Below are 22,510 nucleotides of genomic sequence, written 5' to 3' on the forward strand. Positions count from 1 at the left end.
CACTCAGCGCGGGCTGATCTTCGCGCCTTGCAGCGAAACGCCGGCCTGGATTCCCGCGTTGTTCATCACGAATCCGATGATCGGCTGCTGCATGGTGTTGGTATTGATGTTGCCACTCGCACCAATGTCGGCCACCGCCACGCTGGCATCGGCCCCGACGGTCCAGCCGTTGCTGCTGGTGAAGTCACGCAGTGCCTGATCGGTCATGAACAGATAGATGATCGCCCGCGACTGAGCGCCGGCCTGGAACCCTATCGAACCGGCAGTGGTGGTGTAGTAGCCCGAGGTCTGGTTGCCGATCAGCAAGGCGCCATCGCCGTGCTCGGCACCAACCACGAAGCTGGCACCGATCACCCCGGGAAACACCAGCACGCCCTTGGCCCTGGAAACCAGCTCGCGAGCCTCGGGCGAGGCCCGATAGAGCCGCTCGAGGGCCTGCTGGACGTCGTTGTCGATCTGTCGCTGCTGGGTCATCGCATCGCTGCGATCCTGGGGCGTGGTGGTGGTACAACCGGCCAGTGCACCGCCCGCAAGCAGCGCGGCGAGCGTAACCGCACCGGTACGACGCAGCCAATATTCCTTGTTTCGCATCTCTTCTTCTCCCTGAAAACAGGCGCTGAGACCTCTCGCCGGTACCGCCTGGGCCGCGCACCTCTCTCATGCGCAACGAACCAAGAACTTATAGTTCGTTAATCTTTGACCTGCAAAGATCGCCCCTCGGCATTCAAGGCCGCATAGCGTCTCTGCCACATCACCGCACCGGCGGCCACCGCACCGGGCATCACCACCAGGTTCAGCAGCGGAATCCATACCGTCAGGCTCACCGCAGCGCCGAAACCGAGCGTTCGCCACCAGCCCGCAGCAAGCAGCCCGCGCATGCGTGGAAAGCTCACCCCGTGGTTGTCCATCGCATAGTCGAGATACTGGATCGCCATGCACCAAGCCGAGAACAGCATCCAGAGAAACGGCGTGAACAGATTGAGCCCCGGCACGAAGCCGGCGGCGAACAGCAGCGCCATGCGCGGCAGGATGTAGGCGAGCTTGTGCAGTTCTCGCTTGAAGCTGTCGATGGCCTGGCGTCCAAGACTGCGTGAATCCTCGCTGCCGCCGCCAAGCCGGCGCTCCACGGCTTCGGCGAGAAAGCCATAGAAGGGCGAGGCGATCAGGTTGACCATCAAGGTGAAGGTGAAAAACGCAGGGATCAGCAGCGCGATCGCCAGCAGTGGGACGATCAACCAGTCGAGCCAGCCGAGCCAACTGGGCACCAGCGCCATCCATTGATCCATCCACGAGGAGAAACCGCGCACCAGCAAAGTGATGGTGATCGCGTAGAGCACCAGGTTGATGAGCACCGGCACGATCACGTAGCGGCGAAGTCCCGCGGAGAGCACGAGACGGATACCGAGGCGCAGGGCATTCAAGCCTTCGAGCATGGGGCACCCCAAAAAACGACGCGGCGCCGGAAAGGCGCCGCGTCGTCGTCGAGAAGAAAAGAGTTCAACCAATATCGTCGAGATCCTTCTCGTCGAGATCGCGCAGATGAGTGTGGCGCAGGTCGAGGCCCTTGACCAGATAGATCACCGATTCGGCGAGGTTGTCGGCATGGTCGCCGATCCGCTCGAGCGCACGCAGCACCCAGAGCACGTCGAGTACGCCGGAGATCGATGCCGGGTCCTCCATCATGAAGGTGACCAGCGAACGCAGCGCGCTCTTGTACTCATTGTCGACCTCGGTGTCGGCGCGACGCACTTCGAGGGCGAGCTTGGTATCGAAGCGGGCGAAAGCGGTCAGCGCGTTGCGCACCATGTCCCGCACCATCGCGCCGACCCGGCGGATTTCGACGAAACCGCGGTCATTGTGCTGCCCACCCATCAACGCCAAGGCGTGGCGAGCGATCTTGTCCGCTTCGTCACCCATTCGCTCGAGGTCGGAGGCGGCACGGATCACCGCCAGCACCAAGCGCAGGTCGGAGGCGGCGGGCTGTCGACGGGCGAGGATATGGGTGCACTCGTCATCGAGCTGCAGCTGCATCTCGTTGACTTCATGGTCGAAGCGGCGCACCTCCTCGGCGAGTTCGCCATTGCCGTCGAGCAGTGCGGTGAGCGCATCGAGGATCTGTTTCTCGACCAGACCGCCCATCGCCATCAAATGGGTCTTGAGTCCCTCGAGCTCCTGATTGAACTGGCGGGAGATGTGCTGGCTATGTTGTTCGCTGGAAATATCCATGGGGCTCTCCCGAAACGAATCGAAGGTGGGACGCAGCAGCTCCTCCTACCCAATGGGTCGCGCCGTTGAAATCGGCTCGGAGCTCGCCACATGCGTCATTCGAGTATGACTGCGTTTGGTGACGGTTCGATGAACCTCATAGCGGCTCGAGCTTGGCGAAGCCGAGCACCAGCCACTTGTCGCCGTGGTCCTCGAAGCCGACCTGGACCCGGGCGCGATCGCCCTGCCCCTCGGCATCGAGAATCACGCCCTCGCCGAACGTCGGATGGCGCACCCGCTGGCCGAGCGAGAGACTCGCACCGCCCCCCTCGACCCGGGACTGGCGCACGAGCCCCTGGGCCGGACGCGGCGAACGCGATGCGCTGAAACCCGAGCGCTCGGCAAGCGGTCGAGAGACCTGGCCACGCAGGCGAACCTCCTCGACCAGCCCGGCGGGCAGCTCGCGGATGAAACGCGAGGGCCGTTGGTAAGTCTCCTTGCCGTGCAGCCGGCGCATCTCAGCATAGGTCAGATAGAGTTTGGTCATCGCCCGCGTGATACCGACATAGCACAGCCTGCGCTCCTCTTCGAGACGCCCCGGCTCCTCGACCGACATCCGATGGGGGAAGAGCCCCTCCTCGACGCCCGCGATGAACACCAGCGGGAACTCGAGCCCCTTGGCCGAGTGCAGCGTCATCATCTGCACCGCATCCTCGAACTCGTCCGCTTCGTGCTCGCCGGCATCGAGCGCGGCATCGGCAAGGAAGCGTCCAAGCGTCGCCTCCCCGGCCGCCTCGCCTTCCGGCTCGAAGGGGTCGGTGCCGCGAACGCCACTCTGCCCCTGGGCGAAGGCGCGCGCAGCACTCACCAGCTCCTCGAGGTTCTCGACCCGGGCCTGGCCCTTTTCGCCCTTCTCGGCACGGTGGTAGTCGATCAATCCGGTGGCCCCGATCACGTGGTCGATCAGCTCATCGAGCGGCAATCCCGAGGTATCGTTGTCGAGCTGGTCGATCAGGTCGGCGAACGACGACAGCGCGCTGGCCGCCCGGCCCCCGATCAGCCTGCGCGCCACCGCGTCGTGCAGCGCCTCCCATAGCGACATGCCCTCGTCACGGGCATGCGCGCGCAGCTGCTCGACGCTCTTGGTGCCGATCCCTCGGGTCGGCACGTTGATCACCCGCTCGAGCGCCGCGTCGTCATCGCGCGTCACTATCAGGCGCAGGTAGCCGAGGGCGTTCTTGATCTCGAGCCGTTCGTAGAAGCGATGGCCGCCATAGATCCGATAGGGCATGCCGGCGCGGATCAGCGCCTCCTCGAGCACCCGCGACTGAGCGTTGGAGCGATAGAGGATCGCGATGTCGCGGCGTGCATGCCCCTCGCGCACCGCCCGGCCGATGGTATCGACGATGAAGCGGGCCTCGTCGAGATCGTTGAATCCGGCGTAGAGCGAGATCTTCTCGCCCTCGCCGACGTCGGTCCAGAGCTCCTTGCCCATCCTCCCGGCATTGTTGCGGATCAGCGAGTTGGCCGCCTCGAGGATCGCCTCGGTGGAGCGATAGTTGCGCTCGAGGCGCACCACCCTGGTATCGGCGAACTCATCGCGAAAGCGCGCCAGATTCTCGACCTTGGCCCCACGCCAACCGTAGATCGACTGATCGTCATCGCCGACCACGGTAAGCCGCGCACGATCGCCGGCGAGCAGCTTGAGCCAAGCGTACTGCAGGGTGTTGGTGTCCTGGAACTCGTCGACCAGGATGTGGCCGAAGCGCTCGCGGTAGTGTTCGAGCAGGTGCGGATTGTCGCGCAACAGCTCGAGCGAGCGCAGCAGCAGCTCGCCGAAGTCGACCAGGCCCGCGCGCTCGCAAGCGAGCTGATAGAGCTCGTAGAGATCGACCATCTGGCCAAGGTAGGGATCACCCGCGGCATCGACCTGGCCAGGACGCAGCCCCTCTTCCTTGCAACCGGAGATGAAGTTCGCGACCTGGCGCGGCGGGAAGCGCTCATCGTCGATGCTGTGATCCTTGAGCAGCCGCTTGACCAGGCGAAGCTGGTCATCGCTGTCGATGATCTGGAAGTGTTCGACCAGCCGGGCGTCGTGCCAATGGGTGCGCAACAGACGATGGGAGATGGAGTGGAAAGTGCCCACCCACATGCCTCGCGGTGGCAGGCTGAGCAGCGCATCCAGCCGAGTGCGCATTTCCCGCGCCGCCTTGTTGGTGAAGGTCACCGCCAGGATGGAGAACGGCGACAGCCCCTCCTCCTCGAGCATCCAGGCAATTCGATGAACCAGCACCCGGGTCTTGCCCGAGCCGGCACCGGCAAGCACCAGCAGGTTGCCCTGCGGTGCGCTCACGGCCTCGCGCTGAGCCTCGTTGAGCGAATCGAGAAGAGGGTGTTGGAGAGTCACGAAGGGCACCCGATACAGGTCTTGAATGGACGGAAAGTCTATCACAGCCCTCGCCACCGACCCGACCGGGAGCTATCGGAAGAGTGGCCCACGAAGGCATCGAAGCGAACGACCAGCCTAGAGCTCGGACAGGGTCAAGATCACAATGTTCCAATATCGTTCCAGTCCTGGCCCGACATTTGCTATGTTAATTCTCGAGGGTCGATGCACGCGCTTGGTCATCAGGCTGTCATAGCGCCGACGTATCACCTCACTGGCAGGACTTGGGCTAGGTCCGAATCGTCGCCGAGCGGCTAATGGCAACGGCAAGAGCGTCCAAGCGCGGTATGGGCTTCGCGATGGCACCCGCTTCGCGATTCCCTCGACGCGAATCCCTCGACATCGGGACGCTTCCAGCGCGGAGTCATCCGGTACGGCACTTTTTGAGGCAGAGTCCAGCACAGCTCTCTTTGCATCAAGGAGTCAGCGAATGCGCCGTAAGTCGTCCCAGAACGTGGTAGAAAATCGTCTTCTCAACACCTTCCTCACCCTCGAGGCGCTCGCTCAGAGCAAGCGTCGTCAACTCGCCGAATATCGATACCGCAACGCCCGCCAGGGCATCGAACGCCACTGGGAGCGAAGGCGGCTCGCCCAGGATAGCGACCTCTACTGATCTTCCCACTCGCGAGTCAGTCTTGAGAGCATGGTCAAAGCGCCGTCCAACCGGCGCTTTGTTCGCCTCAGATGGGTCGATCGAGATGCAAGGAGCGGTTGAAACACTCAGAACAGCGCATTCTGCCGCTCGCCTGGAAAAGCCGCGGGCGCAGGCCAGTCCGATGGCTTCATGGAAGCATCGATGATCCGCTGATAGCACTGCCGGGCGAGCCATGGCGCGGCTTTATTGTCGGGTGTATGCACAAATAAAAAAGGTGTTTTCCCCTGATTTATCCACAGGTTCAGACGTTCGACCCAAGGGGTGAAATAGTCCGCGTTGCGCCGCATGTCGGCATGGCCAATGAAGCGCACGATCGGCGCATTCGCCGTGGAGATCACGTGTAATGGACGTTTCGGCTTTTCACTCTGGGCCTTGGCAAGCGATGGTGCGGCATCGGCGGGGGTGGAAAACAGTGCCCTGACATCGAGCATGACGCGATCGGCGCCGTGAGTTATCAACAATTGATTGAACTCTTTTTCCACCTCGCCTTTGGCAAACATCGCCGGATCGCGCGGCTCCACCGCACAGCCCACCCCTGTGGGCCAGCGTTCGAGCAGACGAGCAAGCTTATCGAGTTCATCACCGCCAAAATTACGCGGCAACTGCACCATGATGGGGCCTAGACGTTCTCCCAGAGGCGATAGCTGTGCGATGAACGCCTCGAACTCCGATTCGATGCCGTCCAACCGGCGCTCATGGGTGAGCCGCGACGGCAGCTTGAAACAGAAGCGAAACTCCTTCGGAGCGAGCGTCGCCCAAGCGGCCACCGTTTCGGCCTTGGGCGCACCGCTGTAGAAGGTGGTATTGCCTTCCACCGAGGAGAACACCGTCGCATAGTCGGCCAGGCTTTCGTTCATTGGCGTATGCGGGCCATAAAGCGTACCGCGCCAGTCCGAATTGGCCCACATCGCGAGCCCCAGGTGCAGTCTGCCCCCTTTTTCGTTCACCATCCTTGCTGCCCCGATGCTATACCGACCGATGACGGGCTTTCGTACGCCCATCGCTGTGCACTACTATCTTGGCGGCCCCCGCCGCACGCCTTTCGCTACCGGCATGAAATCCCCTGAGGTCATGGCCGTTTCGCCACGCGCTTTGGCAAGTAGAGGTCTCTTGTTTCGTGGATAACCTGCTGATGTCCATTCGCCGTCTTCGCGCCGGAATACTCTGCCGACTTTCGCCTTCCATACCGCTGCGTCGCGTCTGCGCTGCGCTGCTCGGCCTGGGAGCGCTCGGCATGCTCGGCGCCTGTAGCACCGCCAGCACCACCTCACCACAGCCGGGCACGCCGGTGGTGATCAGCTCGCCCGGGGCGGCGCCGAGCCTGCCGGTGCCGCCGGATCCCCAGCACACCCGCCTCGAAGCCTCGGACTGGCATGGACTGCCAGGCTGGTCGCAGGATAACGCGCTTTCGGCCTGGAGCGCATTTCGCTCGAGCTGCCTCGCGCTGGTCAGAAAATCCAACTGGCAGCGGGTCTGCAAGAGCTCCGAAACCATCGACCCACTGGATAGCCGTGCGATCCAGCGCTTTTTCGAAACCAACTTCGTTCCCTATGCCGTGGTCAACGACGACGGCTCCACCACCGGCACCATCACTGGCTACTACGAGCCGATCCTGCGCGGTTCCCGCACTCGACACGGCCCTTACCAGGTTCCCTTGCACCGCCTGCCCACCGGGCTCAGCAAGGCACAGCTCACCCAACCTCGCGCAACGCTGCTCGGCAGCGGTGTACTCAAAGGCCATGAGCTGGTGTGGGTCGACGACCCGGTGGAGGCGGCCTATCTGCAGATCCAGGGATCGGGGCTGATCGAGCTCGACGATGGCACCGTGATGCGTGTCGGCTTCGCCGGTACCAACGAACGAGCGTTCAACTCGTTCAGCCGCTGGCTGCTCGATCGCCGCCAGATCACCCCCGCCCAGGCGACGATGCCGGGCATCCGTACCTGGGCCAAGTCGCATCCCCAGCAGGTCGAGCAGATGCTCAACGTCAATCCTCGCTACATCTATTTCCGCGAACTGCCGCCTGAGTTCGCCGATCCTCAGCTCGGGCCTATCGGTGCGCTGGGCGTGCCGCTGACCGCGGAGCGCAGCATCGCAGTCGACCCGAGCAAGATCCCCCTGGGCGCGCCGGTATTCCTCTCCACGACTCGTCCCTATAGCAGCGAGCCGCTGCAGCGGCTGATGGTGGCCCAGGACACCGGTAGCGCGATCAAGGGCGCGGTGCGTGCCGACTTCTTCTGGGGACGCGGCGACACCGCCGGCGAAAGCGCTGGGCGGATGAAACAAAATGGCCAGCTGTGGGTGCTCATGCCCAACGCTCGCTGAGGCTGGCACGGAACTTGCCTAAGTTGATTGCTCAATAGTCGCATGCCTTGGCCCGTCCTCGTGACGAAGCCGGACCCGGAGACTTCCGGGTCCGGTTCTTTCTCTCGCCAGCCCACGCCTTTTCAACCGCGTTTCGGCTATCATTACGCCATTGAGCCCCCGCCAGGCATTGCCTTCGAGCTCGAAACGACGATCCACGCGAACCGACTCCCCCACCCCGGAGCAATCGCCAAGGGTCGTCATTCGCCGTCCGCTGCACCAAAAGTGTCCAGGCCGGCAAGCTTCGCAGCGCCATCCCGCTGCGTGACTTCCATCCCCGACTACCCTTCGGGAGATCACGACCATGTTGAATCCGCTTTCGCCCCGCTGGCGATCCTACTTCACCCTGTTCCAGGGCTGCCTGCTCAGTGCGCTCGGCATCCATCTGCTGCAGTCGGGCGGTATGCTGATGAGCAGCACAGCTGGCCTTGGCCTGCTGCTCGAACGGGTCACGGCGCTCGACTTCGCGATGCTGTTCTTCATCATCAACCTGCCTTTCTATCTGCTTGGCTGGCGCTCCCTGGGCCGCGCCTTCACCTTGCGCACCCTTGCCTGCGTCACCCTGCTGTCGCTGCTGATCAAGGCATTCGGCGATTGGCTGCCGCTCGGTGACATCAGCCTGCCGATCGCGGCTATCGCCGCCGGACTGCTACTGGGTGTGGGACTGGCGATGATGTTTCGCGAAAACGCCTCGCTCGGGGGCATCAACATCCTTGCCCTGCATCTCGAACGCAGCCGCGGCTGGCATGCCGCACGCACCACGGCCTGCTGGGATCTCGCCCTGGTCGCCACCGCGATGCTGGTCTACAGCCCCTCGGAGATCATCTTCTCGCTGCTCGCCTTCGCGGTGCTGGCCGTGGTTCTGGCCCATCACCATCGCAAGCAGTCGACCAGCGAGACACCGGCACGGAGTGAGCAGCAGCGGCTCGAGCGCGCACGCGCCTGATAGCGAAAGTATGGAAACGGCGTTTTGCTCCAAGCCTGTTAAACTCAGCTCAAGTTGAGTAGTCATCCGGAGTGGACGCCGATGAAGTGGGACAAGGGTCGTCGTAGCGACAACGTCGAGGATCGACGTAGTGCGGGATCGGGCAGGCGCCTGCCGATAGGCGGCAAAGGGCTGAGCCTTGGCGGCGTTGCCATCGTGCTGGTGGTGGGCATGCTGCTTGGGCAGGACCCGCTTCAGCTGCTGGGCCAATTGATCGGCCAGGAAGGCTACGAACAGAGCCCGCCGACCCAGCAGCAGGTCGATGATCCCGAACAGGCACAGCGGGTCGACTTCGTCAGGGCGATTCTCGGCGATACCGAGGATACCTGGCAGCAGCTCTTCGACGAGCGCGGCGAACGCTACAGCGATCCACGGCTGGTACTGTTCAACGGCGGCGTCGACTCCGCCTGCGGCTTCGCCTCATCGGCGGTCGGCCCGTTCTACTGTCCGGGCGACGACCAAGTCTATCTCGATCTCTCCTTCTTCGATGAAATGGCCCAGCGCTTCTCCGCCGCCGGCGACTTCGCCCAAGCCTACGTGATCGCGCACGAAGTCGGCCACCACGTCCAGAACCAGCTGGGTATCTCACAGCGGGTGCAGCAGCTGAGCCAGAGCGGTGCGCCGATGGAAGGCGCCGACGGCCTCTCGGTGCGACAGGAGCTACAGGCCGACTGCTTCGCCGGGATTTGGGCCAACCGCGCCCAGGCTCGCCACGCCTGGCTCGAGAGCGGCGACGTGGAAGAAGCGCTCAACGCCGCCAGCGCGATAGGTGACGACCGCCTGCAGCGCGAGACCCAAGGCCAGGTAGTACCCGACGCCTTCACCCACGGCAGCTCCGCCCAGCGCGTCGCCTGGTTCCAGCGCGGCTTCAGCGCCGGCGACATCGATCAGTGCGATAGCTTCAGCGCCGACACGCTTTGAGATTCGTGGTGAGCCATGTCCCTCGATCGTTCGTTCCTCACACTCGGGACGAACGGGTTTATCAACCGAGGGAGGCGACCATCACTGCCTTGATCGTGTGCAGCCTGTTCTCAGCCTGGTCGAAGGCGACGTTGGCCGGTGATTCGAACACCGCCTCGGTGACTTCGATGCCATCCGCGAGCTCGGGATAGCGCTCGGCGACCTGCCGGCCGATCGCGGTCTCGGTATTGTGGAAGGCGGGCAGGCAGTGCATGAACTTGACCGCAGGATTGTTGGCCGCGGCCATCATCGCGGTATCGACCCGATAGGGTGAGAGCAGCGCGATGCGCTCGTCCCAGGCCTCGACCGGCTCGCCCATCGAGACCCAGATGTCGGTATGGATGAAATCGACCCCGTCCACCGCCGCCTTCGCCTCCTCGGTGAGCGTGATCCTTGCACCGCTCGACTCGGCAAAGCCACGGCACTGATCGACGAACTCCTCGTCCGGCCACAGCTCGCGCGGCGCGCCGATGCGTACGTCCATGCCGAGCTTGGCGCCGATCATCAGAAGCGATCTGCCCATGTTGTAACGCGCGTCACCCAGGTAGGCATAGCTGATCTGCCTAAGCGGCTTGTCGCAGTGCTCGCGCATGGTCATCACATCGGCGAGCATCTGGGTCGGATGGAACTGCGCGGTCAGCCCGTTGAACACCGGCACGCCGGCATAGCGGGCCAGCTCCTCGACGGTCGACTGCTCGGCGCCGCGGTATTCGATCGCATCGAACATCCGCCCGAGCACCCGCGCGGTGTCCTTGATCGACTCCTTGTGCCCGATCTGCGACGAGGAAGGCTCGATGTAGGTGACCCCGGCGCCTTGGTCGCGCGCCGCCACCTCGAAAGCGCAGCGGGTGCGGGTGGAGGTCTTCTCGAAGATCAGCGCGATGTTCTTGCCGATCAGGCGCTGATTCTCGAGCCCGGCGTACTTGGCGCGCTTGAGATCGATGGACAGGTCGACCAGGAACTCGATCTCACGCCTGTCATGGTGCATGAGACTTAGAAGATGGCGGTTTTTGAGGTTGAAGGCCATGACGCTGTTTCCATGAAAATAGCGAACGATCGCAGCGATTGGCTGCCTCGTTCGTCACCAAGAGAATCCCCGACCATAGCAGGAACCGCGAGCCAAGCGAAGCGCCGGGATAACCTCCCCGCTCGTCCCAGCACCTCCTCCAAAGGGACAATTGCTTTGTACCACAACCATGGTTTATATTCTTCTTTTTTAATACATTTGAAAATTTAATAAAATACTAAAATACTTAAAATTAAAAAAACATGGTGAACTATATGGCTAACCATCTGCTGGCAGGGCTATTCGGATTAGTCGTTGCAATTTTAATTGCACTACTGACGTCTTTTTTGCAACAAAGGAATTGGCGAAATCAAGCTTTAGTAAAAGAATATGATAGAGAAAGAGAATCGGCTATCTCTTTAATAAGTGAACTATCATCTTTATTACATAAGCGTATTTACAGACAGAAGAGATACTTATGGGCTACCCAAAGCCCTAATAATAATCAAGCAGATATTGATGAGTATCGCTCCACACTTCTAGAATGGAACGATAAACTGGGAGAAATTAGTGTTCGATTAGAATACTCTTTTGGAAAAGAAGCCTCTTTGGAGTTGGAAAGAAATTTTCAGCAAGAGTTGGCTTCAATAAATTCTATTATTTATGGTGTTCAAATAGGAAAATCTTCACCACAAAGTCTACATGGGCTTGAAACACGTTTAAACACTCTCACTGGGTTGTCCAATATATTGATAGAAAAATTTCTACTTAGAATCAGATTGATGCGCTTTGCATCCTTCTCTGGTCGAGGAGAAATTAGTTTTCAAAATAGAAGCAATTTGTCACATTTTTACTTATTCCGAAGACTATTAGGAATGACCCAAAAGTGAAAGTGAAAATTCCATTCTTTTTCTAATATTGTAACTCCATCTAGGAGAAATTTTATACGCTTCCGTAAAAAAACGATCTATGTCGCAAATATGCAATAAAAAAATCAAATTTTCAGCAAAAACTATAGACTTAGGCATCGGATAGACTAGTAGACTAGCCACTAATGCAGCTTCTCTTTCATCTAACTCATTGCTTGCTTTCCCAAAGAGACGGTTGCTAGCACTGTCACAACCATTTAGCTTATATCCAAAATATGCGCAGCTTAAATAAGTCCTCAATATTCTAATTTTGTTTACACGATGACTTAACAGCCAAGCCAACATTAATTCATTAAACTTCCTTCCAAAGGTTCTCTCACGTCTATTTAAATAAGTACGAACATATTGTTGCTCTATAGTACTCATTCCACCAATTCTTTTATTTTTTAAGATTTGACGTAAAATCCTCCAAACAGCACGATAATCAATTCCTTTATGTTTAAAATAATATCTATCTTCCAGCGCAAGAACATGTCGTTCCAATACCTGAAGACCATTTGAATATAACAAACTCGAGTCCCATCTAGGTTGCATAGTATCCAGTATTAGTTCATCGAGTGAAATATTAAAAAAGATAAGCCATCCTTTAATATCAAACCAATATTTGGGTTCACCACTGCAATAAGGTATTTTTATTTTCATGTCCTTTTCATTTCCTCAGATCGATAAGAATCTAATTTAAAAGTTATTCCAAAAAATTATTGCCAAGATGCTAAAAATCAATGTTTTTAAGAGTACCGAATTATAGAAAGCATCCTATATCCATCTTTTGTACCAATAAGTTACTCGTCTACTGCACATATGCTAAAAAATACTTTTACACAGCCACCATGGTCGACTAATTCTTACAAACAAGTCCATTCCGCCAAAATTCTGCCGACACTCATAGAGAATGACAACTACGATGCGCTGTCGTTTTGGTAGTAAAGATAGATTTTAGCAGTCTGAATAGGCTGTGAATAGATGTGGTTCATGAATCGATTACGTCCGCTCAGGTAAATCAATCGGTGAAGGACTTGCCATTGTCGGTCAGCACTTTCCTCCCTTGAACAACGCCTTCTCTTTTAAACTTGCAAGCGTCCGATGCCGAGTGGCTATTGCTCTCACTCCACCGTAACGCTTTTGGCCAGGTTACGGGGCTGATCGACGTCCGTGCCGCGCAGCACCGCGACGTGGTAGGCGAGCAGTTGCAGCGGCAGGGTGTAGACGATCGGGGCGAGCAGTTCGTCGACCGCGGGCAGTGCGATCACGGTGACGCCTTCGCTTTCGCGAATTCCTGAGGCTTCGTCGGCGAAGACGAACAGCTGGCCGCCGCGGGTGCGCACCTCCTGGAGGTTCGATTTGAGCTTCTCGAGCAGCTCGTCGTTGGGCGCTACCGCGACCACCGGCATATCGCCGTCCACCAGCGCCAGAGGGCCATGCTTGAGCTCGCCTGCAGGATAGGCCTCGGCATGGATGTAGGAGATCTCCTTGAGCTTCAGCGCGCCTTCCAGGGCGATCGGGAACTGCGTTCCGCGGCCTAGGAACAGTGCGTGCTGCTTTTCGCCGAAGGCGGAGGCGAGCCGCTCGATGGTGGCGTCGAGCTTAAGCGTTCGGGCGATCACCCGGGGCAGTCCGCGCAGCGCTTCGATCAGCCCGGCGGCGACCGGGTCGTCGCCCTGGCGAACCCGGCGCAGCGACAGCGCGAGCAGCATAAGGGCGGTAAGCTGGGTGGTGAACGCCTTGGTCGAGGCAACGCCGATCTCGGGGCCGGCGAGGGTCAGAAGCGAAAGCTGCGACTCACGCACCAGCGAACTGCCGGCGACGTTGCAGATCGCAAGGCTGCCCAGATAGTCACCGCGCCCCTGGGCATGGCGCAGCGCGGCGAGGGTGTCGGCGGTCTCACCGGACTGCGACAGGGTGACGAACAGCGTGTTGCGCGGCACCACCACTTCGCGGTAGCGGTATTCGGAGGCGACCTCGACCTGGGTCGGGATGCCGGCGAGCTTCTCGAGCCAGTAGCGGGCGACCATTCCGGCGTGGTAGCTGGTGCCGCAGGCCACGATGTGAATCGCCTCTATCCGCTCGAACAGCTCCTCGGCGGTGGCGCCGAAGGCGCGCGACAGCGCATGGTCCGAAGCAAGGCGCCCTTCGAGCGTGGCAGCGATCACCTCCGACTGCTCGAAGATCTCTTTTTGCATGAAGTGGCGAAAGCGCCCTTTGCTCGCCGCGCCATCGCCGTGCTCGTAGGTGACCACCGCGCGCTCGACCGGCTGCCCGGTACGGTCGTGGATCTCGAGCGCACCGCCGCGGCAGAGCTGCACCACATCGCCCTCGTGCAGGTAGATGAAGCGATCGGTGACCTGCAACAGCGCCAGCGGATCGGAGGCGAGGAAGATTTCATCGATGCCGACCCCGACCACCAGTGGGCTGCCCTTGCGCGCGCCGATGATCCGCTCGCCCTGGTCACGGTGCATGACCGCGATCGCATAGGCACCATCGAGCCGCGCGATCACCCGTTCGACCGCGGCGAAAAGATCACCCAGGCGAGAGAATTCACGATCGATCAGGTGCGCGATCACCTCGGTATCGGTCTCGGAGGAGAAACGGTAGCCGTCGGCTTCGAGTTCCACGCGCAGAGGCTCGAAGTTCTCGATGATGCCGTTGTGCACCACCGCCAGGCGGCCGTTGGAGAAGTGCGGATGGGCATTCTCCACCGTCGGCCGGCCGTGGGTCGCCCAGCGGGTATGGGCGATCCCGCAGCGTCCGGAGAGCGGTGCCCTGGCGAGCTCGGCTTCCAACGCGGCGACCTTGCCCACCGCCCGCCGGCGTGCAAGCGCGCTTTGGTCATCGAGCGTCGCCATGCCGGCGCTATCGTAGCCGCGATACTCGAGCCGCTTGAGCCCTTCGAGCAGGATACCCTGCACCTGCCGGCAAGCGATCGCTCCAACGATCCCGCACATAGCCCTTCTCCTCGCGCTCGCCCCGGCAATGCAAGGGCGCTTGATGAATCCTGCTTGATCAATGTTCCGAGACGAACTCAGCCCGCCTCGCCAGCTCCTTCGACCACCACCAGTTCGACGCCGCGGGCAGTGATACGCTCGCGCAGCGCTGGTTCGAGCCGGTCATCGGTGATCAGCACGTCGATCGCCTCCCAGTCGAGCTCGAGATTCGGCATTCGCCGCCCGACCTTGTCCGCCTCGGCCATCACCACCACCTCGCGTGCCACCTCGGCCATCACCTGGGAAAGCCGGATCAGCTCGTTGAAGGTAGTGGTACCACGCTCGAGATCGATGCCATCGGCGCCGATGAACAGTTGGTCGAAGTCATAGGCGCGCAGCACCTGCTCGGCGATCTGGCCCTGGAACGAGTTCGAGCGCTCGTCCCAGGTACCGCCGGTCATCAAGAGCGATGGGTGGCTCGGAAGCTCGCGCAGGGCGTTGGCGACCATCAGCGAATTGGTCATCGCCACCAGCCCGAGCACGTCCTCGAGTTCAGGGATCAGCGCCGCGGTGGTACTGCCGCTGTCGATGATGATCCGTGCATGATCGCGGATGCGACGGCGCGCCTCGTGGGCGATTCGCTGCTTGATCGGTGAAATCCGCGCGGGCTCGGCCTGTTCACGGGGGATCAGCGCGGCACCGCCATAGCGGCGGATCAACCGACCGGCATCCTCGAGCAGGGCGAGATCCTTGCGGATGGTCACTTCCGAAGTGGCGAAATAGTGGGCCAGCGCCTCGACGCTGATCTCTCCTTGCTCTTCGAGCAGGGAGAGGATCTCTTCACGACGTGCGGGCGTTCTTCTCGACATGGAATACTCTATCGTAGCCGTGAAAAAAACGGCGTTTCCGAAAGATTATATCTTTCGAACACGCCGTTCAATGTTTCAATTCGAAATCAACCCTTCTTGGGTCGCTGCCAGCCGGTCTTCTCGACCTGGCGGCTGCGGGCGACCACCAATCGGTCGTGCTCCACCGCCTGGGTCAGCGTCGAGCCAGCGGCGATGGTCACGCGATCGCCGATCGTGATCGGCGCCACCAGCGCCGTATTGGAACCGACGAAGACCTCGTCACCGATCTCGGTGCGGTGCTTGTTCACCCCATCGTAGTTGCAGGTGATGGTCCCGGCACCGACATTGGTGTCTCGGCCTATCCGCGCATCGCCGATGTAGCTCAGGTGGTTGACCTTGCTGCCGGCACCGATCCGCGCCTGCTTGGTTTCGACGAAGTTGCCGATCCGCACGCCGCGGGCCAGCACGGTACCAGGGCGCAGCCGGGCAAAGGGCCCGATCTGGCTGTCGCCTTCGATCTCGGCGCCGTCGATCACGCTGTGCGCCTCGATCCGGGTGCCGGGCCCGATGTTCGCATCGCGGATCACGCAATAGGGCCCGACGCTCACGTTCTCGCCCAGGCTCACCTCGCCTTCGAACACGCAGCCAACGTCGATCGAGACGTCGAACCCGACTTCGAGCGAGCCACGCAGTTCGAAGCGGGAAGGGTCGCTCAGCGTCGCGCCCTCGGCCATCACCCGCTCGGCCTGTTCACGCTGAAGCCAGCGTTCGAGCGCGGCGAGCTGAGTCCGGTCATTGACGCCTGCAACCTCCTGGACGTGCTCGGGCTGGGCCGCGTCGATCTCGATACCTTCGCACCGCGCCATGGCGACGATATCGGTGAGGTAGTACTCGCCCTGGGCATTGGCCGAGGAGAGCTTCGGCAGCCAGCGCTTCAGCAGCGCTCCGGTGGTGGCGAGAATACCGGTATTGCACTCGCGCACCCGACGCTGCTCCAAGCTTGCGTCCTTGTGCTCGACGATGCTCGAGATCCGCCCACTCCCATCGCGAATGATCCGTCCATAGCCGGAGGGATCGGCGAGTTCGACGGTGAGCAGATTGAGCCGGTCGTGATCGAGCCCTTCGATCAGTCGCTCGAGGGTTTCGCCCCGGATCAGCGGCACATCACCGTAGAGCACCAGCACCGGGCCGTCGCCCAGCGACGCCAGCGCCTGGGCCACCGCGTGGCCAGTACCCAGCTGCTCGGACTGCACCACGAAATCCAGGCCCTGGCCTGCGAACGCCGACTCGATCCGTTTTGCACCGTGTCCGATCACGACGTGCAGGCGCGCATCCCCAAGCGTTCTGGCTGCGTCTACCACCCTCTGCAGCATCGGCCGGCCGGCAAGCGGGTGAAGGACCTTGGGCAGCCTGGAGCGCATCCGGCTGCCTTGGCCGGCGGCGAGGATCACGACATCGAGGGACATGGATACTCCGCGGAAAATCGATTGAATGGAGAAAGCGCACAGCGATGCGTCGAGCACCGCCGGCCGGGAATGGAGGGATTACACCACAGCGCAGCGACCGGCGGCACGCATCCAAGGCGGTTAAAACGCAAACGCCCCGGCCAAGGCCAGGGCGTCTGGAACGACATCAACGATCAGGACTTGCGGCGCTTGAGCTCGTTGAGGGTGCGAAGCCGCGCGTTGGCCTCGGCGATATCGGCAAGCGCGCTCGAATAATCGAGCTCGGCTTTCTTATTGCCGATCGCCCGCTGTGCCTCGTCGCGTACATGCTGCGCTGCAGCCTCGTCGAGGTCGCGCGCCCGCGCGGCCGTGTCGGCGAGGATCGACACCATATCCGGCTGAATCTCGAGGAAGCCACCGGAGACGTAGAACACCTCCTCCTGGCCACCTTCGCGTGTCACTTGCACCGGCCCCGGCGCCAGCAGGGTCAGCAGCGGCTCGTGGCCCGCGCGAATGCCCAGCTCACCCTCGATGCCGGTGGCGACGACCTGCGAAACCTTACCGGAGAAGATCGCTGTCTCGACGCTGACGATGTCGCACTGGAAGCTGTTTGCCATCTCTGTCTCCTACCGACGCCGCCCCTGGGCGGCGTCGAATGAAGGAATGCTCAGCGCATGCCCTTTGCTTTCTCGATCGCTTCTTCGATGCCGCCGACCATGTAGAACGCCTGCTCGGGCAGATCGTCGTAGTCACCGTCGAGGATCCCGGTGAAGCCGGCGATGGTGTCCTTGAGCGAAACGTACTTGCCCGGTGCACCGGTGAACACTTCGGCGACGAAGAACGGCTGCGACAGGAAGCGCTGGATCTTACGCGCGCGGGCAACGGTCGCCTTGTCTTCGTCGGAGAGCTCGTCCATGCCGAGGATCGCGATGATGTCCTTGAGCTCCTTGTAGCGCTGGAGCACGTTCTGGACACGCCGTGCGACATTGTAGTGCTCCTCGCCGACGACCAGCGGATCGAGCTGACGCGAGGTCGAGTCGAGCGGATCGATCGCGGGATAGATGCCGAGCTCGGCGATCTGGCGCGAGAGTACGACGGTGGCATCGAGGTGCGCGAAGGTGGTCGCCGGCGACGGGTCGGTCAAGTCGTCCGCTGGGACGTAGACCGCCTGGACCGAGGTGATCGAGCCGGTCTTGGTCGAGGTGATGCGCTCTTGGAGCATGCCCATCTCTTCGGCCAGGGTCGGCTGGTAGCCCACCGCGGAAGGCATACGCCCGAGCAGTGCGGACACTTCGGTACCGGCCAGGGTGAAGCGGTAGATGTTGTCGATGAACAACAGTACGTCACGGCCTTCGTCGCGGAACTTCTCGGCGATGGTCAGACCGGTGAGCGCGACGCGCAGACGGTTGCCCGGCGGCTCGTTCATCTGGCCGTAGACCAGCGCGACCTTGTCGAGGACGTTCGACTCCTTCATCTCATGATAGAAGTCGTTACCTTCACGGGTACGCTCGCCGACACCGGCGAACACCGAGAAGCCGGAGTGCTCGACCGCGATGTTACGGATCAGCTCCATCATGTTGACGGTCTTGCCGACACCGGCGCCACCGAACAGACCGACCTTGCCGCCCTTGGCGAACGGGCAGACCAGGTCGATGACCTTGATCCCGGTCTCAAGCAGCTCGTTGGAGGCTGCCTGGTCGGCATAGCCCGGCGCGCGGCGGTGGATCGACATCCGCACTTCCTCACCGATCGGACCGGCTTCGTCGATCGGTCGACCAAGCACGTCCATGATCCGGCCGAGGGTCTGGGTGCCTACCGGCACCTGGATCGGCGCACCGGTGCTGGAGATCGGCAGGCCGCGCTTCAGCCCTTCGGTGGATCCCATCGCGATCGCGCGCACGACGCAGTCGCCCAGCTGTTGCTGGACTTCGAGCACGGTCTCGGTGTTGTCTACGTTGAGTGCATCGTAGACCTTGGGCACGTCTTCGCGGGGAAACTCCACATCGATGACAGCGCCGATGATTTGTACGATATGTCCGCTCATCTGGTGTCCTCTAAACCTGCAATTCTGTCATGCCGCCAGGCATGTCGAATGATCCATGGGCGGCGTCGCCTTCGGCATCAGACCGCCGCGGCACCGCCAACAATCTCGGAGATCTCTTGGGTGATCGCCGCCTGACGCGCCTTGTTATAGGCCAACTGCAGGTCGCTGATGATTTCACCAGCGTTGTCGGAGGCATTCTTCATCGCGATCATCCGAGCCGCCTGCTCACAAGCGATGTTCTCGACCACTGCCTGATAGACCTGTGATTCGACGTAGCGCACCAGCAGTCCATCGAGGATCACTTTCGGATCCTCAGGCTCGAAGAGGTAGAACCAGCTCCCCTTGCTCGCCACCGGCGCTTCCTCAGGGTTGGCCTCGAGCGGCAGCAGCTGACGCACGACCGGCTTCTGGGTCATGGTGTTGACGAACTCGTTCGCCACCACCACCAGCCGATCCAGCTTGCCTTCGTCGAAAGCGTCGAGCATCACCTTGATACTGCCGAGCAGGGCACTGACTTCGGGGGCATCGCCCAGGCCCGACTTGGAAGCCACCAGCTCGCCGCCGTACTTCTTGAAGAAGCTCGCGCCCTTGCTGCCGATCGCGCAGAACGCCACCCCGATTCCCTGATCGTGGTAGCGCTTGGCTTCGCTCAGCGCGGCCTTGAACACGTTGACGTTGAGACCACCGCACAGCCCACGGTCGGTGGTGACGATGATCAAGCCAACGCGCTTGAGCTCACGCTGCATCAAGTAGGGGTGGCGATAATCCAGGTTCGCATCCGCGGTGTGGTAGCACACCTCGCGAACCTTGCGCGCATAGGGCTGACTCGCCGTCATGCGCTCTTGAGCCCGGCGCATCTTCGACGCAGCGACCATCTCCATCGCACTGGTGATCTTCTGCGTGTTCTTGATGCTGCCGATCTGTTGCTTGATCTCTTTTCCGGCTGCCATGGCGATCTCCTGTACGAACCCGGAAACGTGTTGCTTGAGGCTTGAACCCGCCGCGCCACGTTCGCTGGCGGCGTCCGGAGCGATCCGGCACGCCTCCTTAGAGCATCGGGGGGCGCATCCGCGCCCACCTAGCCTTGCTTAGTTGCGGGTCGCCTTGAAGCTCTCGACGGCTTCCTTGAGACCTTTCTGGATCTCGTCGTCGTAGCCGCCCTTCTGGTTGATCTTGTCCAGCAGCTCGGCATGCTCGGTGTGCATGTACTCGAGCAGATCGCGTTCGAAGACCAATACGTCGCTGACCGCCACGTCGTTCAGGTAGCCTTCGTTGGCGGTGTACAGGGACACCGCCATTTCAGCGACCGACATCGGTGCGAACTGCTTCTGCTTCATCAGTTCGGTGACGCGCTGGCCGTGCTCGAGCTGCTTGCGGGTGGCTTCGTCGAGGTCAGAGGCGAATTGCGAGAACGCCGCCAGCTCGCGATACTGCGCGAGCGCCAGACGCACGCCGCCGCCGAGCTTCTTGATCGCCTTGGTCTGCGCCGCGCCACCGACACGGGAGACCGAGAGACCGGCGTTGATCGCCGGACGCACGCCCGAGTTGAACAGGTTGGTCTCGAGGAAGATCTGGCCATCGGTGATCGAGATCACGTTGGTCGGAACGAACGCCGAAACGTCGCCGCCCTGGGTCTCGATGATCGGCAGCGCGGTCAACGAGCCGGTCTGGCCTTTCACTTCACCCTTGGTGAACTCTTCGACGTACGCGGCGCTGACGCGCGAGGCACGCTCGAGCAGACGCGAGTGGAGATAGAAGACGTCGCCGGGATAGGCTTCACGACCCGGGGGGCGCTTGAGCAGCAGCGAGATCTGGCGATAGGCCCAGGCCTGCTTGGTCAGATCGTCATAGACGATCAGCGCGTCCTGGCCGCGATCGCGGAAGTATTCGCCCATGGTGCAGCCGGCGTAGGGTGCCAGGTACTGCATCGCGGCAGGGTCGGCGGCGCCGGCGGCGACGATGATGGTGTGATCCATCGCGCCGTGGTCTTCGAGCTTACGCACCATGTTGGCGATGGTCGACTGCTTCTGGCCGATGGCCACGTAGACGCAGACGACGCCCTTGCCTTTCTGGTTGATGATCGCATCGATCGCGATCGCCGACTTGCCTACCTGGCGATCGCCGATGATCAGCTCGCGCTGACCGCGGCCGATCGGCACCATCGCATCGATCGCTTTGAGACCGGTCTGCACCGGCTGATCGACGCCCTGACGCCAGATGACGCCGGGTGCGATCTTCTCGATCGCATCGCGCTCGGTCGCCTTGATGTCGCCCTTGCCATCGATCGGATTACCGAGCGCGTCGACCACGCGGCCGATCAGCTCGGGGCCGACCGGCACTTCGAGAATGCGGCCGGTGCACTTGCCGATCATGCCCTCGGTGAGCATCTCATAGTCGCCGAGCACCACGATGCCTACGCTGTCGCGCTCGAGGTTGAGCACCATGCCGTAGACATCGCCAGGGAACTCGATCATCTCGCCGTACATGGCGTCGGTGAGCCCATGGACGGTGACGATGCCGTCGGCGACGCTGACGATGGTGCCCTCGTTGTGGGCTTCAAGACCGGCATCGAGCTTTTCGATCCGGCTCTTGATGATGTCGCTGATTTCGGAAGGATTCAGTTGCTGCATGCCATGTCCCCTGACCTCAGGCGTTCAGACTGCTCTCGAGCTGCGCCAATCGTCCGCGCAGCGACCCGTCGATGACGGTATCGCCTGCATGGATGATGACACCGCCGATCAGCGAGCCGTCCACTGAAGTGGTGATAGAGATTTCACGGTCGAGGCGCTTCTTGAGCGCGTCGGCGAGCTTGCCCTGCTGCGCATCGCTCAAGGCAAAGGCGCTGATGATTTCGACCTCGACGCGGCGCTCGTGCTCGGCGCGAGCAGCCTCGAACTGTTCAAATATCTCGGCCAGCGCCGCCAGTCGCCCGTTCTCGGCGAGCAGGGCAACGAAGTTGGCGCCCCGAGCGTCGAGCTGGTCGCCGCAGAGTTCGACGATGATTTCCGCCGTGCGGCCCGGCGCGTGACGCGGATCTTCGATCACGCTTTCGACGCGAGGATCCAGAACCACCCAGGCGAGGAGCTCGAGCATCTTCGACCAGTTGCTCAGGTCACCCTGCGCAACCGCCGTTTCGAAAGCTGCCTTGGCGTAAGGCCTGGCGACCGTAGCGGGATTCGACTGTGCCATGAAATCCTCCCTCAGAGCTCGGCGGCGAGCTTGTCGAGAAGATCAGCGTGCTTCTTCTCATCGACGGAGGACTCGAGGATCCGTTCAGCACCCTGCACGGCGAGCGACGCGACCTGCGCGCGCAGCGCGAGCTTGGCGCTCTGCACTTCCTGCTCGATCTCGGCGCGGGCGCTGTCGATCATTCGCTGACCTTCCACCCGCGCGGTCTCGCGTGCTTCCTCGATCATCTTGTTCGAGCGCGAACGCGCTTGCTCGACGATCTTGGCTGCCTCGTCACGCGTCTCGCGCAGGATCTGCTCGGCTTCGGCCTGGGCGCGGTCGAGTTCCTGCTTGGCACGATCTGCGGCATTGAGACCTTCGGCGATCTTCTTCTCACGCTCTGCGAGCGCACTGGAGATCGGCGGCCACACGTACTTCATGCAGAACCAGACAAAGATCGCGAACGAGATCGCTTGTCCGATGAGTGTCAGGTTGATGTTCACAGGCGAGTACCTTTGACAATTCGTGGTGACCGG

General features: G+C 61.3%; 21 protein-coding genes. 5 read left to right on the forward strand and 16 right to left on the reverse strand.

The window, feature by feature from the left end; all coding sequences use genetic code 11:
* Positions 1 to 3 precede the first annotated feature (3 nt).
* The 4 genes from A5892_RS02045 to uvrD form a co-directional block, all read right to left on the reverse strand.
* On the reverse strand, positions 4 to 591 hold the full coding sequence (locus A5892_RS02045; RefSeq protein ID WP_064121376.1) for a BPSL1445 family SYLF domain-containing lipoprotein: 588 nt from the start codon (positions 589 to 591) through the stop codon (positions 4 to 6).
* 98 nt (positions 592 to 689) lie between these two features.
* On the reverse strand, positions 690 to 1,433 hold the full coding sequence (cysZ, locus tag A5892_RS02050) for a sulfate transporter CysZ (protein WP_064121377.1): 744 nt from the start codon (positions 1,431 to 1,433) through the stop codon (positions 690 to 692).
* Positions 1,434 to 1,497: 64 nt separating this feature from the next.
* Positions 1,498 to 2,226, reverse strand: coding sequence for a phosphate signaling complex protein PhoU (gene phoU, locus A5892_RS02055; RefSeq protein ID WP_064121378.1), 729 nt, complete (start codon positions 2,224 to 2,226; stop codon positions 1,498 to 1,500).
* 136 nt (positions 2,227 to 2,362) lie between these two features.
* Positions 2,363 to 4,612, reverse strand: coding sequence for a DNA helicase II (gene uvrD / locus A5892_RS02060; RefSeq protein ID WP_064124249.1), 2,250 nt, complete (start codon positions 4,610 to 4,612; stop codon positions 2,363 to 2,365).
* 469 nt (positions 4,613 to 5,081) lie between these two features.
* Between uvrD and A5892_RS02065 the strand changes: the two genes are divergently transcribed.
* The gene (locus tag A5892_RS02065; protein WP_064121379.1) at positions 5,082 to 5,264 is read left to right on the forward strand and encodes a hypothetical protein; all 183 of its coding nucleotides are present in this window, start codon (positions 5,082 to 5,084) and stop codon (positions 5,262 to 5,264) included.
* A 107-nt stretch (positions 5,265 to 5,371) separates the two neighbouring features.
* Here the strand turns inward: A5892_RS02065 and A5892_RS02070 are convergent, their stop codons facing one another.
* Positions 5,372 to 6,256: a DUF72 domain-containing protein gene (locus A5892_RS02070; RefSeq protein WP_064121380.1), complete on the reverse strand. Its 885-nt coding sequence runs from the start codon at positions 6,254 to 6,256 to the stop codon at positions 5,372 to 5,374.
* Between the two features lie 182 nt (positions 6,257 to 6,438).
* On the opposite strand from A5892_RS02070, the gene mltA reads away from it, so the two are divergent.
* The 3 genes from mltA (at position 6,439) to ypfJ (ending at position 9,574) form a co-directional block, all read left to right on the forward strand.
* The gene (mltA, locus tag A5892_RS02075; RefSeq protein WP_064121381.1) at positions 6,439 to 7,629 is read left to right on the forward strand and encodes a murein transglycosylase A; all 1,191 of its coding nucleotides are present in this window, start codon (positions 6,439 to 6,441) and stop codon (positions 7,627 to 7,629) included.
* 343 nt (positions 7,630 to 7,972) lie between these two features.
* Entirely contained in the window at positions 7,973 to 8,614 is a 642-nt protein-coding gene (locus A5892_RS02080) for a YitT family protein (RefSeq protein ID WP_064121382.1), read from the forward strand.
* 81 nt (positions 8,615 to 8,695) lie between these two features.
* Positions 8,696 to 9,574, forward strand: a complete 879-nt coding sequence (gene ypfJ, locus A5892_RS02085) for a KPN_02809 family neutral zinc metallopeptidase (RefSeq protein WP_064121383.1) — start codon at positions 8,696 to 8,698, stop codon at positions 9,572 to 9,574.
* A 61-nt stretch (positions 9,575 to 9,635) separates the two neighbouring features.
* On the opposite strand, the gene A5892_RS02090 is transcribed toward ypfJ, so the two are convergent.
* On the reverse strand, positions 9,636 to 10,640 hold the full coding sequence (locus A5892_RS02090) for an ornithine carbamoyltransferase (protein WP_027350942.1): 1,005 nt from the start codon (positions 10,638 to 10,640) through the stop codon (positions 9,636 to 9,638).
* A 254-nt stretch (positions 10,641 to 10,894) separates the two neighbouring features.
* On the opposite strand from A5892_RS02090, the gene A5892_RS20105 reads away from it, so the two are divergent.
* A complete protein-coding gene (locus A5892_RS20105; protein WP_150123455.1) occupies positions 10,895 to 11,509 on the forward strand; it encodes a hypothetical protein in 615 nt (204 codons plus the stop codon).
* On the opposite strand, the gene A5892_RS19700 is transcribed toward A5892_RS20105, so the two are convergent.
* The 10 genes from A5892_RS19700 to A5892_RS02135 form a co-directional block, all read right to left on the reverse strand.
* A complete protein-coding gene (locus A5892_RS19700; protein WP_082890222.1) occupies positions 11,489 to 12,190 on the reverse strand; it encodes a biosynthetic peptidoglycan transglycosylase in 702 nt (233 codons plus the stop codon). The two genes, A5892_RS20105 and A5892_RS19700, sit on opposite strands and share 21 nt — an antisense overlap.
* Positions 12,191 to 12,651: 461 nt before the next feature.
* The gene (gene glmS / locus A5892_RS02095) at positions 12,652 to 14,490 is read right to left on the reverse strand and encodes a glutamine--fructose-6-phosphate transaminase (isomerizing) (protein WP_064121384.1); all 1,839 of its coding nucleotides are present in this window, start codon (positions 14,488 to 14,490) and stop codon (positions 12,652 to 12,654) included.
* Between the two features lie 77 nt (positions 14,491 to 14,567).
* Positions 14,568 to 15,338 (reverse strand): DeoR/GlpR family DNA-binding transcription regulator, encoded by a 771-nt coding sequence (locus A5892_RS02100; RefSeq protein WP_027350940.1) that lies wholly within the window; start codon positions 15,336 to 15,338, stop codon positions 14,568 to 14,570.
* Between the two features lie 86 nt (positions 15,339 to 15,424).
* On the reverse strand, positions 15,425 to 16,783 hold the full coding sequence (gene glmU, locus A5892_RS02105; protein WP_064121385.1) for a bifunctional UDP-N-acetylglucosamine diphosphorylase/glucosamine-1-phosphate N-acetyltransferase GlmU: 1,359 nt from the start codon (positions 16,781 to 16,783) through the stop codon (positions 15,425 to 15,427).
* A 173-nt stretch (positions 16,784 to 16,956) separates the two neighbouring features.
* Positions 16,957 to 17,379, reverse strand: a complete 423-nt coding sequence (locus tag A5892_RS02110; protein WP_064121386.1) for a F0F1 ATP synthase subunit epsilon — start codon at positions 17,377 to 17,379, stop codon at positions 16,957 to 16,959.
* A 50-nt stretch (positions 17,380 to 17,429) separates the two neighbouring features.
* A complete protein-coding gene (gene atpD / locus A5892_RS02115; RefSeq protein WP_064121387.1) occupies positions 17,430 to 18,806 on the reverse strand; it encodes a F0F1 ATP synthase subunit beta in 1,377 nt (458 codons plus the stop codon).
* A gap of 77 nt (positions 18,807 to 18,883) precedes the next feature.
* Positions 18,884 to 19,756 (reverse strand): F0F1 ATP synthase subunit gamma, encoded by an 873-nt coding sequence (gene atpG / locus A5892_RS02120; protein WP_064121388.1) that lies wholly within the window; start codon positions 19,754 to 19,756, stop codon positions 18,884 to 18,886.
* Between the two features lie 138 nt (positions 19,757 to 19,894).
* Positions 19,895 to 21,436 (reverse strand): F0F1 ATP synthase subunit alpha, encoded by a 1,542-nt coding sequence (gene atpA / locus A5892_RS02125; RefSeq protein ID WP_064121389.1) that lies wholly within the window; start codon positions 21,434 to 21,436, stop codon positions 19,895 to 19,897.
* 16 nt (positions 21,437 to 21,452) lie between these two features.
* Positions 21,453 to 21,995, reverse strand: coding sequence for a F0F1 ATP synthase subunit delta (locus tag A5892_RS02130; RefSeq protein ID WP_064121390.1), 543 nt, complete (start codon positions 21,993 to 21,995; stop codon positions 21,453 to 21,455).
* A gap of 11 nt (positions 21,996 to 22,006) precedes the next feature.
* The gene (locus A5892_RS02135) at positions 22,007 to 22,477 is read right to left on the reverse strand and encodes a F0F1 ATP synthase subunit B (RefSeq protein ID WP_027350933.1); all 471 of its coding nucleotides are present in this window, start codon (positions 22,475 to 22,477) and stop codon (positions 22,007 to 22,009) included.
* Positions 22,478 to 22,510: the final 33 nt, after the last annotated feature.

The sequence above is a fragment of the Halotalea alkalilenta genome, from assembly GCF_001648175.1.
GTDB lineage: Bacteria > Pseudomonadota > Gammaproteobacteria > Pseudomonadales > Halomonadaceae > Halotalea > Halotalea alkalilenta_A.

Excerpts from the sequence above, each read along its gene's own strand:
- A5892_RS02090 (WP_027350942.1), bottom strand. The coding sequence starts at position 10,640 with ATGGCCTTCAACCTCAAAAACCGCCATCTTCTAAGTCTCATGCACCAT.
- A5892_RS02070 (WP_064121380.1), bottom strand. The coding sequence starts at position 6,256 with ATGGTGAACGAAAAAGGGGGCAGACTGCACCTGGGGCTCGCGATGTGG.
- ypfJ (WP_064121383.1), top strand. The coding sequence starts at position 8,696 with ATGAAGTGGGACAAGGGTCGTCGTAGCGACAACGTCGAGGATCGACGT.
- A5892_RS02065 (WP_064121379.1), top strand. The coding sequence starts at position 5,082 with ATGCGCCGTAAGTCGTCCCAGAACGTGGTAGAAAATCGTCTTCTCAAC.
- A5892_RS02110 (WP_064121386.1), bottom strand. The coding sequence starts at position 17,379 with ATGGCAAACAGCTTCCAGTGCGACATCGTCAGCGTCGAGACAGCGATC.
- A5892_RS02100 (WP_027350940.1), bottom strand. The coding sequence starts at position 15,338 with ATGTCGAGAAGAACGCCCGCACGTCGTGAAGAGATCCTCTCCCTGCTC.
- A5892_RS02080 (WP_064121382.1), top strand. The coding sequence starts at position 7,973 with ATGTTGAATCCGCTTTCGCCCCGCTGGCGATCCTACTTCACCCTGTTC.
- cysZ (WP_064121377.1), bottom strand. The coding sequence starts at position 1,433 with ATGCTCGAAGGCTTGAATGCCCTGCGCCTCGGTATCCGTCTCGTGCTC.
- atpG (WP_064121388.1), bottom strand. The coding sequence starts at position 19,756 with ATGGCAGCCGGAAAAGAGATCAAGCAACAGATCGGCAGCATCAAGAAC.
- mltA (WP_064121381.1), top strand. The coding sequence starts at position 6,439 with ATGTCCATTCGCCGTCTTCGCGCCGGAATACTCTGCCGACTTTCGCCT.
- phoU (WP_064121378.1), bottom strand. The coding sequence starts at position 2,226 with ATGGATATTTCCAGCGAACAACATAGCCAGCACATCTCCCGCCAGTTC.
- A5892_RS20105 (WP_150123455.1), top strand. The coding sequence starts at position 10,895 with ATGGCTAACCATCTGCTGGCAGGGCTATTCGGATTAGTCGTTGCAATT.
- atpA (WP_064121389.1), bottom strand. The coding sequence starts at position 21,436 with ATGCAGCAACTGAATCCTTCCGAAATCAGCGACATCATCAAGAGCCGG.
- glmU (WP_064121385.1), bottom strand. The coding sequence starts at position 16,783 with ATGTCCCTCGATGTCGTGATCCTCGCCGCCGGCCAAGGCAGCCGGATG.
- A5892_RS19700 (WP_082890222.1), bottom strand. The coding sequence starts at position 12,190 with ATGAAAATAAAAATACCTTATTGCAGTGGTGAACCCAAATATTGGTTT.
- A5892_RS02045 (WP_064121376.1), bottom strand. The coding sequence starts at position 591 with ATGCGAAACAAGGAATATTGGCTGCGTCGTACCGGTGCGGTTACGCTC.
- A5892_RS02130 (WP_064121390.1), bottom strand. The coding sequence starts at position 21,995 with ATGGCACAGTCGAATCCCGCTACGGTCGCCAGGCCTTACGCCAAGGCA.
- atpD (WP_064121387.1), bottom strand. The coding sequence starts at position 18,806 with ATGAGCGGACATATCGTACAAATCATCGGCGCTGTCATCGATGTGGAG.
- glmS (WP_064121384.1), bottom strand. The coding sequence starts at position 14,490 with ATGTGCGGGATCGTTGGAGCGATCGCTTGCCGGCAGGTGCAGGGTATC.